This is a genomic window from Paenibacillus sp. P13VS (genome assembly GCF_015143645.1).
Classification (GTDB): domain Bacteria; phylum Bacillota; class Bacilli; order Paenibacillales; family Paenibacillaceae; genus Paenibacillus; species Paenibacillus xylanilyticus_A.
In genome coordinates this window covers 1035305-1049938 of record NZ_WYEV01000003.1, presented here as the reverse complement: position 1 = coordinate 1049938, position 14634 = coordinate 1035305, and the positions used below count along the sequence as shown (strand labels likewise).

Genomic DNA, 14634 nt, shown 5'->3' with positions numbered 1-14634 from the left:
CTTTTCATTCCGGGCAAAAAAGGGTTATGATAAGCATTAGCCTTTACAGGCAAATAGAAATTGAGCAACCGAAAGGGAGTCAGGAGGTAACATGCCAAACGATCCGTTGTCGAGGTCTAACAATCGCAACAACAATAACAAGTCACCCAAGAAAGCGAAGCCTAAGACCTCTAAAAAGAAAAAAATTACGGGTAAACGCGTTGGGTGGACACTGTTTTTCACTATGGCAATCGCCATCTTTTGTGCACTTGGCGGGTATCTGTTCATCATGGTCAGTGGTGAGCGGCTGCTTACAGCCAATATGGACAAAACAACAATTAATGAGACATCGAAAGTATATGATCGCAATGGCCAATTAATGGGGGAGCTGTCGATTCAGAAGCTGGAACCAGTGGATGAAGATGAGATTCCTGAATTGGTAAAGGAAGCTTTTGTGGCAACAGAGGACAGACGATTCTATGAGCATCAGGGTGTGGATATCTGGTCCATCGGACGTGCAGCTGTAAAAGACATCATGGCCCGTTCCATGGTTGAGGGCGGCAGTACGCTAACCCAGCAGCTTGCGAAAAACATGTTCCTGTCCCGTGACAAAACATTCTTCCGGAAGGCGACGGAAGTATCCATTGCAATGGCTTTGGAGCGCAAGTACACAAAAGACGAGATTTTGACCATGTATCTGAACCGAATCTTCTTCGGTCATCAGCGTTATGGTATAAAGGCTGCATCGGAATTTTATTTTGGCAAGGATAAGCTTGAGGACCTTGATCTGTGGGAAATTGCCACGCTGGCAGCGATGCCTAAAGGGCCATCCGCTTACAACCCGCTGAGCAATCCGAACGATTCCAAAGCACGCCGCGGTGTGGTGCTGCAGCTGATGTACGAACAAGGCTACATTACGAAGGCAGAAATGGATGAAGCGAAAGCGGTGGATTACGATTATACACCACCGGAAAAAGAGCAAAAATATCAAGCCTTTATTGATTATGTTCTTCGTGAAGCAGAACGTGTAACAGGCAAAACAGAAGATGATCTGAACATCGGTGGATACAAGATCTATACAACCATGGATGCTCAGGCCCAGACGGCGATGGAAAGTGCCTTCTCGGATGACAGTTTATTTGAGGAAAGCAAAGACGACCAGAAGGTTCAAGGATCCATGGTTATCATGAACCATGAAAATGGTAGTTTGGTTGCTCTCTTGGGTGGACGTGACTATCAAACGAAAGGGTACAGCCGGGTAACACAGAGCCGCAGACAACCAGGATCGGCATTCAAGCCCATCGTATCGTATGCGCCTGCACTGGAGTCTGGCGACTATAACGCCAATTCGCCGCTGAGTAATCAGAAGCAGTGCTTTGGCAATTATTGCCCGGGAAACTTGCATGGATACTCTTCAACAATAAGTATGACCGAGGCTATCACGAAGTCGGAGAACATTCCTGCCGTGTGGCTGCTTGATAAAATAGGTGTTAATACAGGCGTACAGTTTGCCAAGAGTGTAGGCATTCAGCTTACCGATGAGGATAAAAACCTCGCGATCGCTCTGGGGGGTCTGAGCAAAGGCACAAATACCCTTGAAATGGCACAAGCTTATAGTGCATTTGCCAACCTCGGTGAATATCAAGAGGCCTACTCGATCAAGGAGATCAAGGACAGCTCTGATAAGTCCGTTTACAAGCATGACAAGTCAGACACGACACGTGTCATGAGTGAACAAAATGCTTACGCATTGACACAGATGCTCCAAAACGTAGTCAATGATGGTACAGGACGATCCGCAAGACTGGATCGCCCGGTAGCAGGTAAAACGGGTACGGTGCAGAGCGGCATCGCTGGCAACAGTGCAAACCGTGATGTATGGTTTGTCGGGTATACACCTGAATGGACTGCTGCAGTCTGGATGGGATATGATAATCCGGACGCAACGCATATGCTCAAAAACAGCAGTAAGCTGTCTGCTGCTTTCTTCGCCAAAGTCATGACTGATGCACTGAAGGGTGTACCTGTGAAGGACTTTGAAGCACCTAAAGGTCAACAGGCACCACCACCGGAAGAAACGCAGCCGGAGCAGCCGCAATTATCGGTTAGTGGATTAAGCGGAGCGTATGATCCGAATTCTCAGACGGTTTCGCTTAACTGGACAGGAACAGGAGATGCGAATACTCAATATCGTATCTATCGGAAAGAGACGTCCGAAGCACAATTCACCCATCTGATTGATTCAGTGGGATCGACGAGTGCACAGGATCTAAGTGCACTTCCAGGCTTGACATATGAGTATTATGTTACTGCCTTTGATCTGGCCTCTGGACTTGAAACGGATCCTTCCAATACAATCTCACTTATGATTGAGGCGCAGGAAATCGACCCAGTGGATCCAGAACCGGGTACAGACCCAGGAACGGATCCGGGAACGGAACAGCCTGGTACCGAGAATCCGGATAACGGTTCACCGGATAATGGGAATTCAGGTGAAAACAATGGGAATAACGGAAACAACGGAAATGGTAATGGAAATAATGGCAACAACGGAAATGGTAATGGAAACAACGGCAATAACGGTAACGGGAATGGCAACGGTAATGGTAATAATGGAGGGCCGGGGCAAGGAAACGGCCAGTCTGGTGATGGAAATACATCCCCTGGAACGGGAAATACCAACCCTGGTGGGAACAATGATGGATCAGGCGATGGTTCGGTTAACACTCCTGGTGAAGTTGTTCCGCCGGATGCCGGAACAGAAAGCAACACAGGTGAAAATGATGGCTCTGTTGAAACGCAGACCGGAAACGATGGTTAACTTCAACTGAATATCATTAACGCAGCTCTTAACCTGCTTCCCGAATGATCGGTGAAGCAGGTTTTTTGTTTTAGACAGCGATATTTTAACTCCATTCATAACGATTAATTGTTGAGGCAAAGCTTAATTTTGAGTGTATAACTTAAATATGGTAAGCTGTAGCTATCGTAATACGTTGTGCAAAACTGATTCGTAAGTCATGGAATCGGCTGTGCGGACGTTATTCAGTGTTCACCAATATGAGAACAGGTCAAGGACCTGTAGTCGGCAAAGAGGGGTTCGTATGAAACGGAAATTCGGGGACCGCGCGAACTGGCGCCGGATTACGAACCGACAATTTACATGCCGGTTCGTACAATCCAAAGTTTTTACAGGTTACATTACGTTGTATACCATACAGGATTTGAAAGAACCCTTGTGGAAAACCTATGGGGGGAGTACGTTTTGCATCGCAGATAAAGGGTACTCATGGCTGCAGTATTATCCGAAGGGAGAGCATTTCGTGGTGACGGCCATGTTTGACGATCAGCAACGAATCGTTGAATGGTACATTGATACCTGTCGAAGCCAGGGCATAACGGATCAGGGGGTTCCCTGGTTTGATGATCTCTATCTCGATGTAGTTGTCCTGAAAGATGGAGAGGTATTTTTGCTGGATGAAGATGAGCTTGAAGATGCTCTTTCGCGCAAGCATATAACCACCGGCGATTATGATCTGGCTAACCGAACGGCCAAGGAATTGCTGCATGCTATTGATGCTCATGTGTTTCCTTATTTTCAACTATCATTGAAGCATCGGCAGACCTTGTTTGAAAACGGGGAGTTTCGCAAAAACGTTCAAATCTGAGTTTTGACAAGCAGAGAATTACTTCGTCATCCTTCTAATATTGGAGCATCTGATAGAATACATTAATAATCAGGAGAGATCAGCCCGATAAAATAGAGGTGATGGCGAATGAACGGACGGGTCATGGCTGCAGGAGGGCAACCGGGAGGCAGACCATCCAGACAAATTAATGTTGTATTGCGTAACCAAGAGCCTCAGATGTTGGCAAAGGAAGAGGAGACACCACTTCAGGCAGTAAAGGGATTAGCCAAGCACAGCCATTTTCAGGAGATTCAAGGTGAGCTCGAGCAGTTGGTTGGGCTGGAAAATATCAAGGATCTTGTATTTGAAATCTATGCGTTTTTACAAATAGCCCAGATGCGTTCTGAGGCAGGCCTGATCAGTGGAGCACATGTGTATCATATGATTTTCAAAGGAAATCCAGGGACCGGGAAAACCACGGTTGCGCGGATTGTAGCAAAGCTGTTCCAAAAGATGGGCGTGCTCAGCAAAGGGCACCTTATTGAGGTGGAGCGGGCCGATCTGGTCGGAGAGTATATTGGACATACGGCCCAGAAAACGCGCGATCTGGTGAAGAAGGCACTTGGAGGCATCTTGTTTATCGACGAGGCATACAGCTTGGCTCGCGGTGGCGAGAAGGATTTTGGCAAGGAAGCTATTGATACACTTGTAAAATCCATGGAAGATCATAAAAATCAATTCATTTTGATTTTGGCAGGGTATTCTGAAGAAATTGATTTCTTTCTACAGACTAATCCGGGATTACCATCCCGTTTTCCTATTCAGGTTGAATTTCCGGATTACAGTATAGATCAGTTGATACAGATTTCAGAGATTATGGCAAAAGAGCGAGATTATATTTTAATGCCACAGACCATCCTGAAGCTGAAGCAGCATTTGCTGCAGGAGAAGAATGAATCTCTACATGCCTTCAGCAATGCTAGGTACGTTCGAAATGCAATTGAGCGGTCCATACGCCATCAGGCGGTTCGATTGCTGGAACAGTATACTCAAGGCAGTCCGGGAAAATTGGAACTGATGTCGATTCGAACAGAGGATTTGAAGTTTGAGCGAAAGTAAGCGATAATGGTTTTTTTGGAGCAGCCGGCCGGGTTAACCGGTTCGGCTTAAAGTACGCTATGAGGGAACAATAACCGTAATAGATGAAGCTGAGTTTGAGAAGGAGGACACATTGAATATGACAGTTACCCATGATACAGATCAAGTCAAGAAAGACCGCGCTGTTTTAGTGAGTTTGATTACAGATGAAGTAAAGCGTTCAGGCATTAATCCGGAGTACTCTTTGGAGGAATTGGTGAAGCTTGCAGAGACTGCAGGTGTTGAGGTGCTGAGTGTATTGTCTCAAAACCGTGAAACGCGAGATACGAAGTGGTTTATCGGAAAAGGTAAAGTCGAGGAGCTACGTGCGATCGCAGAGGAATTGGGCGCAACCACTGCGATATTTGATCAAGAGCTGTCTGGAGCTCAGGTTCGTAACCTGGAAGAGGCACTGGATCTCAAAATTATCGACCGTACCCAGTTGATTCTGGATATTTTCGCCCAACGTGCAAATACAAGAGAAGGTATCATTCAGGTTGAATTGGCCCAACTTAGCTATCTGCTTCCACGATTATCGGGTCATGGCAAAAACCTATCACGGCTTGGAGGGGGAATCGGGACACGTGGACCGGGGGAAAGCAAGCTGGAGACGGATCGCCGTCATATCCGGGGTCGCATTGATGATCTGAAACGGCACCTGGAAGAGGTTACACGCCACCGCAAACTTCATCGCGAGCGTCGTAAAAAGACAGGCATTGTACAGGTTGCACTTGTAGGGTATACGAATGCAGGTAAATCCACATTGCTTAAACAATTAACTGCTGCTGATGTATATATTCAGGATCAGCTGTTTGCTACGTTGGATCCAACTTCACGTACGATGGAGCTTCCAAGCGGTAAAGAAATTGTACTTACGGATACCGTAGGATTTATTCAAAACCTTCCACATGATCTGATTGCTGCTTTCCGTGCAACATTGGAGGAAGTGAATGAAGCCGATCTGATTTTGCATGTTGTAGATGCATCATCTGCAATGCGGGAAGATCAGATGAGAACTGTGCATGAAATTCTGCAGCAGCTTGGATCTGGCGATAAGCCTCAGTTGGTGCTCTATAACAAAAAAGATGCATGTACACCGGAGCAGCTGGAAATGCTTCCTTTGGATAAAGACCATATGAAGGTAAGTGCACTGGATGAAGCTGACCTGCTGAAGATTCGGGAGCGGATTCAGGAAGAACTGACGGGTGATACGAAGCGGTTCCGTATTCCTGCAGAGCGGGGAGATCTTACATCTGTTCTTTATAAGGTTGGAGATGTTGTTGAAACCACTTTTGAAGAAAATGATGTGATCTATCAAGTGGAGCTGCAAAAAGGGGAATATGAAAAATTCGGTTATTTACTTGAAGATTTCATTGAATTGTAATATACATGACATATTGGTATGGTAAGTTGACACGATAATCGATATTATGCGTTAGATTAGTGCAATGAAGGGGAATGAAGTAAGATGGCAAGTTTGGATACAAAGATTGTGGAGCTGCAACAACAAGTTGAGGCCCAGATTGAACAACAGATGAAAATGATTGACGGTATTACGGATTACAACCAGTGGAAGGTCATTGATGCGTTTCAACGAAAACAAGTCAGTGATTATCATTTCGCTGGTTCAACGGGATATGCATATAACGATCGTGGCCGGGAAGTGCTGGATGAAGTATATGCGGACGTATTTGGCGCAGAAGCCGCGTTGGTTCGTCCCCATTTTGCCTCAGGTACACATACGATAGCTACCGCGCTCTTTGGCGTTCTGCGCCCAGGTGACGAGTTGTTATACATCACAGGTAAACCCTATGATACATTGCACAAAGTCATTGGAAGTCCGGAAGATGGAACTGGATCTCTTCGGGACTTTGGCATAGGATACCGTGAAACCGCTTTGCTGGCAGATGGCAGTGTCGATTGGGACGCAGTTCAAGGAAATATTACTGCCACAACCAAAGTGATAGGGATCCAACGTTCACGCGGATATGACTGGCGTTCTTCCTTCTGTATTGATGAGATCGCAGATATGGTAAAACGGGTCAAGGCAATCAAAGAAGATGTGATCGTATTCGTGGATAACTGTTATGGCGAATTTACGGAGAAACGCGAACCGACAGAGGTCGGGGTAGATCTGATGGCAGGTTCACTAATCAAAAACCCTGGCGGAGGCCTTGCTGAAACCGGGGGTTACATATGCGGGAAGGAAAAATATGTACAATTGGCAGCGTATCGTTTGACTGCACCTGGCATAGGTAGTGAGGTTGGTGCCATGTTGGGAACGACCCGTGGGATCTACCAGGGACTTTACATGGCGCCGACAATTGTGGGACAAGCCATCAAGGGCAGTACCTTTGCCGCTGCAATGTTTGCTGCTTCGGGATTTGTAACCAAACCTGCTTGGAATGAGACACGCACGGATTTGATCCAAGCTGTGCAGTTCTCCTCCGCGGAGCATCTGATCGCTTTTGTACAGGGGATTCAGCGGGCTGCTGCAGTGGATAGTCATGTCGTTCCAGAGCCATGGGACATGCCTGGTTATGAACATCCTGTCATTATGGCGGCAGGTACGTTTATACAGGGCGGAAGCCTGGAGTTGTCAGCGGATGCGCCTATTCGAGAGCCATATATCGGCTACATGCAGGGGGGATTAACCTACTCTCATGTTAAATATGGCGTTTTGATGGCGCTCCAGACAATGAAAGATCGTAAATTATTGTGAGTTTATCTAACACGTCATTGACACTTAGTAATAACTAAATGTACAATAGGGTGAAGAATAGATGACTGGAAGGTTGATGAACATGGGTGACGAAATTCGCAGAAATATGGCCTTATTCCCGATAGGTATTGTTATGAAACTTACGGATCTGTCCGCTCGTCAGATTCGATATTATGAACAGCACAGCTTGATTGTACCGGCAAGAACGTCAGGTAACCAACGTTTGTTTTCCTTTAATGACGTAGAACGATTGCTGGAGATCAAGGCTTTGATCGAAAAAGGTGTTAATATTGCCGGCATCAAGCAGGTTATGAATCCGGTATCCAAGGAATCCGAAGAAGCGACAGTCATCACCGCAGATACAGAAGTGAAGCGCAGAGAACTGTCGGATACACAGCTGCACCGTTTATTGAAGCAACAGCTGGTTTCGGGTAAGAGACCTGGACAAGTATCTCTCATTCAGGGAGAGCTTTCCCGATTTTTTAATAAAAAGTAAGTTCGCATAACTTGGCGAGTGAGGGGAAATCATGCAGTTGTGATGGCAGACTCCTTGACCCGTGGAACTTTCTAATGTACAAATATAACATGCAAGCCAAATAAGCAGAAAAGAAAGGGAGAGGTATCGTGAGTTATACAAAAGAAGACATTCTCCGCATCTCTAAAGAAGAAAACGTACGGTTCGTTCGATTGCAATTTACCGACTTGCTTGGAGCTATCAAAAACGTTGAAATTCCTGTAAGCCAATTGAATAAGGCTTTGGATAACAAAATGATGTTTGATGGTTCTTCCATTGAAGGTTATGTGCGTATTGAAGAATCCGACATGTACCTCTATCCGGATCTCGATTCTTGGCTGATTTTCCCTTGGGTAGCTGAGAACCGTGTTGCTCGCCTAATCTGTGATGTTTATTTGCCGGATGGCAACCCATTCCCTGGAGATCCACGCGGCATCTTGAAACGTAACCTGAAGGAAGCCGAAGAAATGGGATTCACTTCTTTCAATGTCGGTCCTGAACCAGAGTTCTTCTTGTTCAAAACAGACGAAAAAGGAAACCCGACTAATGAACTGAATGACCAAGGTGGATATTTCGACCTGGCGCCTACAGATCTTGGTGAAAACTGTCGTCGTGACATCGTTATCACACTTGAAGAAATGGGCTTTGAGATCGAAGCTTCCCACCATGAGGTAGCTCCAGGTCAGCATGAGATCGACTTTAAATATGCTGATGCGCTTAAAGCTGCTGACCAGATCCAAACGTTCAAACTCGTTGTTAAAACGATTGCACGTCAGCATGGTCTACATGCGACCTTTATGCCAAAACCATTGTTTGGTATGAACGGTTCCGGTATGCACTGCAACCAATCGTTGTTCCAAGGCAGTGCAAACGCATTTGTTGACGAGTCGGACGAGCTGGGTCTCAGCAAAACTGCACGTCACTTCATGGCTGGAACGCTGAAGCATGCGCGTGCGTTTGCAGCAATTACTAACCCAACTGTGAACTCATACAAACGTCTTGTACCAGGTTATGAAGCCCCTTGTTATGTAGCATGGTCCGCCAGTAACCGTAGCCCAATGATCCGTATTCCAGCTTCCCGTGGTTTGAGTACACGTGTAGAGGTTCGTAACCCGGATCCGGCTGCTAACCCTTACTTGGCTTTGGCTGTTTTATTGAAAGCAGGTCTGGACGGAATCAAACGTGAGCTTTCCTTACCAGCTCCGATTGACCGTAACATCTACATTATGTCAGAAGAAGAGCGTGTGGAAGAAGGCATTCCAAGCTTGCCAGCTGACCTGAAAGAAGCTTTGAACGAATTGATCCGCAGCGAAGTCATCTGTGATGCACTTGGCGATCACGCCCTGGCTCACTTCTACGAGTTGAAAGAAATTGAGTGGGATATGTACCGTACACAAGTCCACCAATGGGAACGCGATCAATACATTACGTTGTACTAATATGGAAAGCCCTTGGCGCAATAGTGCCAAGGGCTTTTTTTGATGAATTACATAATGGGACAGAGGTGATTGGTTTCTAAGAAAATAGCAGTATTTAATAGTATATATAAATTACGCAAGAGAGTAGATACATATTTTCCATAGAACAACTATTTTAATATGTTGATAATTTCATATAAACAAGGTATAATTCAATTATATTTTTAGCAATTTAATTTTAAATCATTAATTGGAGATGTTAATATGGAACAAGCGAAACAACTCGTTGCAAGTCAGCGGGCCTTCTTTTATACAGGAAAAACTAAAAATATTGAAAATCGGATTCATGCTCTTCAGCAATTAAGACAAGGCATAGAGAAATATCAGCAACGAATATTGGACGCACTGCATACTGATCTAAATAAATCGGAAACAGAGGCCTATAACTCTGAGATTCGCATCGTTTTGGGTGAACTGGATTTTGCACTAGAACACCTTAAGGAATGGGCGGCTCCTAGAGCAGTGCCAACAAGTGCTGTTATCCCTGATGGTACAAGCACGATCTATCCAGAACCTTATGGAGTTGCTCTCATTATTGCGCCATGGAACTACCCGTTCCAACTGGCATTTGGTCCTTTGATTGGTGCAATTGCAGCCGGTAACTGTGCTGTTATTAAGCCTTCTGAACTAACGCCGGCAGTGTCACGTCTAACATATGACCTGATCACGGATATTTTTCCTGAGGAATATGTAGCTGTGATGGAAGGTGAAGTCGAAACGAGCACAGCCTTGTTGAAAGAGAAGTTTGACTATATTTTCTTCACAGGCAGCACGGGTGTAGGTCGCATTGTTATGAAAGCAGCGGCAGAGCATCTTACGCCTGTAACGCTTGAATTGGGTGGGAAAAGCCCTGTAATTGTTCACAAAGACGCCGATTTGAAGCTGACAGCTCAGCGGATCGTTCGTGGCAAGTTCTTGAATGCCGGTCAGACCTGTGTTGCTCCAGATTACTTGCTTGTACATCAAGACGTACACGATAAACTCATTGAAGAGATTCGTGAGGAGATTCAAGATAAATTCGGTAAGGATGTCATGGGGAATCCTGATTTTCCGCATATCGTCAACACACGTAACTTTGATCGACTGTCTGTATTCCTAGAAGATGGTCAAGCTCTGATTGGTGGTCGCTCTGATCGGGATCAGCTGCTGATTGAACCTACCTTGGTAGGAAATGTGGACTGGGGTTCACCTGTGATGCAAGAGGAGATATTCGGTCCCATTTTGCCGGTAATGACTTACGAGGATCTTAATCCTCTGCTCGCTGAGATTGTGCACCGTCCCAAACCGCTGGCGCTATACCTGTTCACGGAGCAAGAGGAGCTGCAGAATCAGGTTTTGGATCAAGTGTCCTTCGGTGGAGGATGCATTAATGATACGTTGTCTCATATGACTTCACATTTTTTACCGTTTGGCGGTGTAGGAGAGAGTGGTATGGGGTCATATCATGGTAAGCAAAGCTTTGAAGTGTTCTCCCATCACAAAAGCATTCTCAAACGATAACAAATGGAAGTAACGAAATAGAAATTTAGCATATAAAAAGAGGTTGTCCCGTTCAATAGGGCAACCTCTTTTTATCATTACATTACATCTCAATTGCTGTTTGGAAGAAAGACTAGTGAATATCACGGAAAAGGCCAATCACTTTACCCAAAATGCTAACATGTTTTAAACGAAGTGGTTCAAATGTTGCATTCTCAGGCTGAAGACGAATGTGGTCTTTCTCTTTGTAGAATGTTTTAACTGTAGCTTCGTCATCTTCAGTCATGGCAACGACAATATCACCGTTATCTGCCGTTTGCTGCTGGCGTACGATAACGTAATCTCCATTGACAATTCCTGCTTCGATCATACTGTCACCCACAACAGAGAGCATAAATACTTTCTGTTCTCCAACATAATGTGTCGGTAGTGGGAAATAATCCTCAATGTTCTCTGTTGCGGTAATCGGAACCCCTGCAGTGACTTTACCTACGACAGGAATGCGAGCAACACTGTGTGCAAACTGATGGGAGTGTTCTGATTCCTCTTGGCTTAATAACTCAATGGCTCTCGGTTTAGTAGGGTCACGTCTAATGAGACCTTTCTTCTCCAAGCGGTCCAGATGCCCATGAACCGTAGAACTGGAAGCCAGTCCAACCGCTTCACCAATTTCACGTACGGAAGGAGGATATCCCTTCAACCGGACTTCATTGCGTATAAACTCCAGAATAGCTTGCTGCCTGCTGGATATCTTCGACATACCGTATCAACCCCATTTTAGTAACGTTTGGGAAAATTATAACATAGAACCTCCGTTCGTACAAACATAAGTTCTAAATAAAATCCGATAAAATCAATGTTTTTGAGTCTTATATTCGTATAATCCTTCAAATCTAACAATAGTAAATAAACGAGTTGGATTCACCTAGAGATTTGCGGGGAATTTGGAGTTTGAAATAAAGCGAACAATTGTTCTAAAAATCTGTTGTACAAAACAAGTGTTCGTGTTATATTGATTTTAACAGATAGGAACAAACGTTTGGAGGACGATTAATATGAGATATTCCACTTATCAAAGTATTTACGAACCGGTGAATTCGGAAGCGGTCAAGTCTAACATAGGTAACGTTACACAATGGTTTGCAGAAGCCAAGATGCCAACATGGATATTGAAATTGATTATGGCATCGTTAATCATATTTATTGGCTGCAGCACTGTATTAACTGTGTTTGCAGGAGACGAGAACAATGTTCTTCCTGGCAGCAAAATAGCTGTTTCCCAGGGAGAGACCTTATGGAGCTTATCTTTGGAGCATAAACCGGAAAATATGGATACGCGTGTATATATAGAAGCAATAAAGAAAGTAAACCAGCTTCAAACAACTTCAATTCAAGCTGGACAGGTTCTAATTTTGCCTCAGTTTACCCCTTAAAATCACGATTCAGTGGAGCGAGTAAGTAGCAACCTTGACAAGCAGCCTCGATCATGTCAAAGTTAGTATGACTTTGTATTTTTGGAGGGGACAAGCTTGGATATAGATAGCCTGGTAGCACGCATCAATGAATTGGCTCGTAAACAAAAGTCCACTGGACTTTCAGAGGAAGAACTTGCCGAACGTGCTAAACTTAGAGAAATTTACTTAAACAACATCCGCAGTAACTTCAGACAGCAACTGGAGTCCATTGAAATTGTAGATGATGAGAACGATCAAGGCCACCAAGGCAAACTCAAACACTAAGGAAACCTAAAGATATCGTAATGATATTTAGGTTTCTTCCTTTTATTTTGAGAATGCAAATTTATAGGGGGAATGTCGGTTTGCGAATTTTGTAAGCCGATACAAAGATGACATAAGGGGGATTCTCATGGCTCGTTCGTTCGAGAGAACGGTTCGGAAAAATTCAAAGCAGTTGAATCAGCAGCGCAAAAAAAATGGTCAACCGATTTCGGGTACGCCCGGTGAGGACATTTTCAAAGGACGCAGTCTTCTGTTTCCTATTTTCCTCATTGGACTTGCGTTTTTGTATCTGTTTATGAGCACATTTCTTGTTAAAGCTCCAATGACAACATGGGACTGGGTTACGATGCTGTTGTATGTATTTTTGGCTGTAATTTTTATGCTTCGCCGTCCTTACATCAAAATCGGGAGCAACCGGATTATAACAACCAAAGGGAATCGGGAACGCTCCATTGGAGTAGATGACATCGTTAAGTTTAGATTCGAACAGGGAACGGTAGTTATCGAACATAACAGCCGTGGCAAAAGATGGGTGTTCACTAAACTGTTGAACCGCTATGACACAGATGCCATTACTGAACGACTTCTGAAATTTGCCAAAGCACATCAGATTACTGTAGAAACAGACGAGAAAAAGTAATTATTCACAAAGGGGAAGATGATCGGAATGGCATTAAAAGCGATTTTGTTCGACCTGGATGATACTTTATTGTGGGATGAACGCAGTGTGCGTGAAGCATTTCACGAAACTTGCCTGCTTGCTTCACAAGAAACCGGCGTTGATGCTGAGGCATTGGAAGAAGCTGTTCGTAATGAAGCTCGTAGTCTATATGAATCATATGAAACCTTTCCATTTACCAAAATGATTGGTATCAATCCGTTTGAAGGACTTTGGGCTAATTTTACTGGTGGTGACCAGCCGGAATTCCGTCAATTGGAGCAGCTTGCCCCTGTATATCGTAAGGAGTCCTGGCGTCGTGGCTTATTGAAGCTGGGAGTGGACCGTGAAGATTTGGCTGAACGTCTTGCCTCGCAATTTGGAGCAGAGCGAAGATCCAGACCTCATGTATATGAGGAAACAATGGACACTTTACGTCACTTACAGGGGAAATTCAAACTGCTGCTCTTGACGAATGGGTGTCCTGCTCTGCAGCAAGAGAAGTTGGATGGTGTGCCTGAACTGGCTCCTTTCTTCGATGAGATCATCATCTCGGGTACTTTTGGAAAAGGAAAACCGGATCCGTCTATCTTTGAACATGCACTCAGCAAACTTGGGGTAAAACCAGAAGAAGGTTTGATGGTTGGAGATAAACTCACGACGGATATCCGCGGAGCTTTGTCAGCAGGAATCCAGGCTGTCTGGATTAATCGGGAGAACAAAGTGAACTCGGAGTCGTATGTACCTGATCATGAGATTAAGCACTTATCAGAATTAGATCGTATTATTGCTAATTTCTGATTATTTCAGAATTGACAATGGTGCATTTTAAAACATTGATAGCCTGGGTGAATGATGCAAAATCATTCACGGGTATCAATGTTTTTTTGTTTGTTTGAAGCTTAATAACAGCAGTATAGTGAAGAAATATCAAAAATAAATAAAAAAAGTATTGAAATGTAGGAAGCACTGTTTTAGAATATAACTAACATACTAGTATGACTAGTATGGGAATCCTTAAAGCAGTTAACTTTTGACATATCCAGGTTATGGAGTCAGAAGATATCGCTTTATTATTTTCATGTATATTGTAAGCGCTTTACATAGTTTTGGGAAATATTAACTTTTGGAATACAACAGGTACCCGTGAGATTGAGCAATAAGATAACAATCTGAACCTAAGTGTATCCATTAACATTAGTTTAAATTGATATCGCTTACATTACCGAGTGTCTATTATGCAGTGGGGGTGAAATTTTCTGCAAGGTCTTCGATAGAAAGAAGTGAAGATGGGAGTTG

General features: G+C 44.3%; 13 protein-coding genes. 12 read left to right on the top strand and 1 reads right to left on the bottom strand.

Going from position 1 to position 14634, the window contains the following annotated elements; genetic code table 11:
• Nucleotides 1-91 precede the first annotated feature (91 nt).
• From GUA98_RS09480 to GUA98_RS09445, 8 genes are all read left to right on the top strand, one after another.
• On the top strand, nt 92-2800 hold the full coding sequence (locus GUA98_RS09480) for a penicillin-binding protein 1A (RefSeq protein WP_153979055.1): 2709 nt from the start codon (nt 92-94) through the stop codon (nt 2798-2800).
• Nucleotides 2801-3083: 283 nt separating this feature from the next.
• Complete coding sequence (locus GUA98_RS09475) at nt 3084-3647, top strand: DUF402 domain-containing protein (RefSeq protein ID WP_153979054.1); 564 nt, start codon at nt 3084-3086, stop codon at nt 3645-3647.
• Between the two features lie 108 nt (nt 3648-3755).
• On the top strand, nt 3756-4727 hold the full coding sequence (locus GUA98_RS09470) for an AAA family ATPase (protein ID WP_153979053.1): 972 nt from the start codon (nt 3756-3758) through the stop codon (nt 4725-4727).
• Between the two features lie 118 nt (nt 4728-4845).
• Complete coding sequence (gene hflX, locus GUA98_RS09465; RefSeq protein WP_153979052.1) at nt 4846-6129, top strand: GTPase HflX; 1284 nt, start codon at nt 4846-4848, stop codon at nt 6127-6129.
• 84 nt (nt 6130-6213) lie between these two features.
• The gene (locus GUA98_RS09460; RefSeq protein ID WP_153979051.1) at nt 6214-7467 is read left to right on the top strand and encodes an aminotransferase class I/II-fold pyridoxal phosphate-dependent enzyme; all 1254 of its coding nucleotides are present in this window, start codon (nt 6214-6216) and stop codon (nt 7465-7467) included.
• A gap of 82 nt (nt 7468-7549) precedes the next feature.
• On the top strand, nt 7550-7963 hold the full coding sequence (locus GUA98_RS09455; protein WP_095286436.1) for a MerR family transcriptional regulator: 414 nt from the start codon (nt 7550-7552) through the stop codon (nt 7961-7963).
• Between the two features lie 128 nt (nt 7964-8091).
• Nucleotides 8092-9420 (top strand): type I glutamate--ammonia ligase, encoded by a 1329-nt coding sequence (gene glnA, locus GUA98_RS09450; RefSeq protein ID WP_153979050.1) that lies wholly within the window; start codon nt 8092-8094, stop codon nt 9418-9420.
• Between the two features lie 243 nt (nt 9421-9663).
• Nucleotides 9664-10959, top strand: a complete 1296-nt coding sequence (locus GUA98_RS09445; protein ID WP_193722808.1) for an aldehyde dehydrogenase — start codon at nt 9664-9666, stop codon at nt 10957-10959.
• A 112-nt stretch (nt 10960-11071) separates the two neighbouring features.
• Here GUA98_RS09445 and lexA read toward each other — a convergent pair whose 3' ends face one another.
• Nucleotides 11072-11698: a transcriptional repressor LexA gene (gene lexA, locus GUA98_RS09440; RefSeq protein WP_056689962.1), complete on the bottom strand. Its 627-nt coding sequence runs from the start codon at nt 11696-11698 to the stop codon at nt 11072-11074.
• 295 nt (nt 11699-11993) lie between these two features.
• Here lexA and GUA98_RS09435 point away from each other — a divergent pair, with 295 nt between their 5' ends.
• The 4 genes from GUA98_RS09435 to GUA98_RS09420 all read left to right on the top strand — a co-directional run bounded on the left by GUA98_RS09435 (nt 11994) and on the right by GUA98_RS09420 (nt 14136).
• A complete protein-coding gene (locus GUA98_RS09435; protein WP_193722807.1) occupies nt 11994-12371 on the top strand; it encodes a LysM peptidoglycan-binding domain-containing protein in 378 nt (125 codons plus the stop codon).
• Nucleotides 12372-12467: 96 nt separating this feature from the next.
• Complete coding sequence (locus tag GUA98_RS09430; RefSeq protein WP_193722806.1) at nt 12468-12677, top strand: DUF896 domain-containing protein; 210 nt, start codon at nt 12468-12470, stop codon at nt 12675-12677.
• 127 nt (nt 12678-12804) lie between these two features.
• Entirely contained in the window at nt 12805-13317 is a 513-nt protein-coding gene (locus tag GUA98_RS09425; protein WP_153979047.1) for a hypothetical protein, read from the top strand.
• Between the two features lie 27 nt (nt 13318-13344).
• Entirely contained in the window at nt 13345-14136 is a 792-nt protein-coding gene (locus tag GUA98_RS09420) for an HAD family hydrolase (RefSeq protein ID WP_153979046.1), read from the top strand.
• Nucleotides 14137-14634: the final 498 nt, after the last annotated feature.

Bases quoted from the DNA above. Each gene is read 5' to 3' on its own strand.
- GUA98_RS09480 (WP_153979055.1), top strand. From the start codon at position 92: ATGCCAAACGATCCGTTGTCGAGGTCTAACAATCGCAACAACAATAAC.
- GUA98_RS09475 (WP_153979054.1), top strand. From the start codon at position 3,084: ATGAAACGGAAATTCGGGGACCGCGCGAACTGGCGCCGGATTACGAAC.
- GUA98_RS09470 (WP_153979053.1), top strand. From the start codon at position 3,756: ATGAACGGACGGGTCATGGCTGCAGGAGGGCAACCGGGAGGCAGACCA.
- hflX (WP_153979052.1), top strand. From the start codon at position 4,846: ATGACAGTTACCCATGATACAGATCAAGTCAAGAAAGACCGCGCTGTT.
- GUA98_RS09460 (WP_153979051.1), top strand. From the start codon at position 6,214: ATGGCAAGTTTGGATACAAAGATTGTGGAGCTGCAACAACAAGTTGAG.
- GUA98_RS09455 (WP_095286436.1), top strand. From the start codon at position 7,550: ATGGGTGACGAAATTCGCAGAAATATGGCCTTATTCCCGATAGGTATT.
- GUA98_RS09445 (WP_193722808.1), top strand. From the start codon at position 9,664: ATGGAACAAGCGAAACAACTCGTTGCAAGTCAGCGGGCCTTCTTTTAT.
- lexA (WP_056689962.1), bottom strand. From the start codon at position 11,698: ATGTCGAAGATATCCAGCAGGCAGCAAGCTATTCTGGAGTTTATACGC.
- GUA98_RS09435 (WP_193722807.1), top strand. From the start codon at position 11,994: ATGAGATATTCCACTTATCAAAGTATTTACGAACCGGTGAATTCGGAA.
- GUA98_RS09425 (WP_153979047.1), top strand. From the start codon at position 12,805: ATGGCTCGTTCGTTCGAGAGAACGGTTCGGAAAAATTCAAAGCAGTTG.
- GUA98_RS09420 (WP_153979046.1), top strand. From the start codon at position 13,345: ATGGCATTAAAAGCGATTTTGTTCGACCTGGATGATACTTTATTGTGG.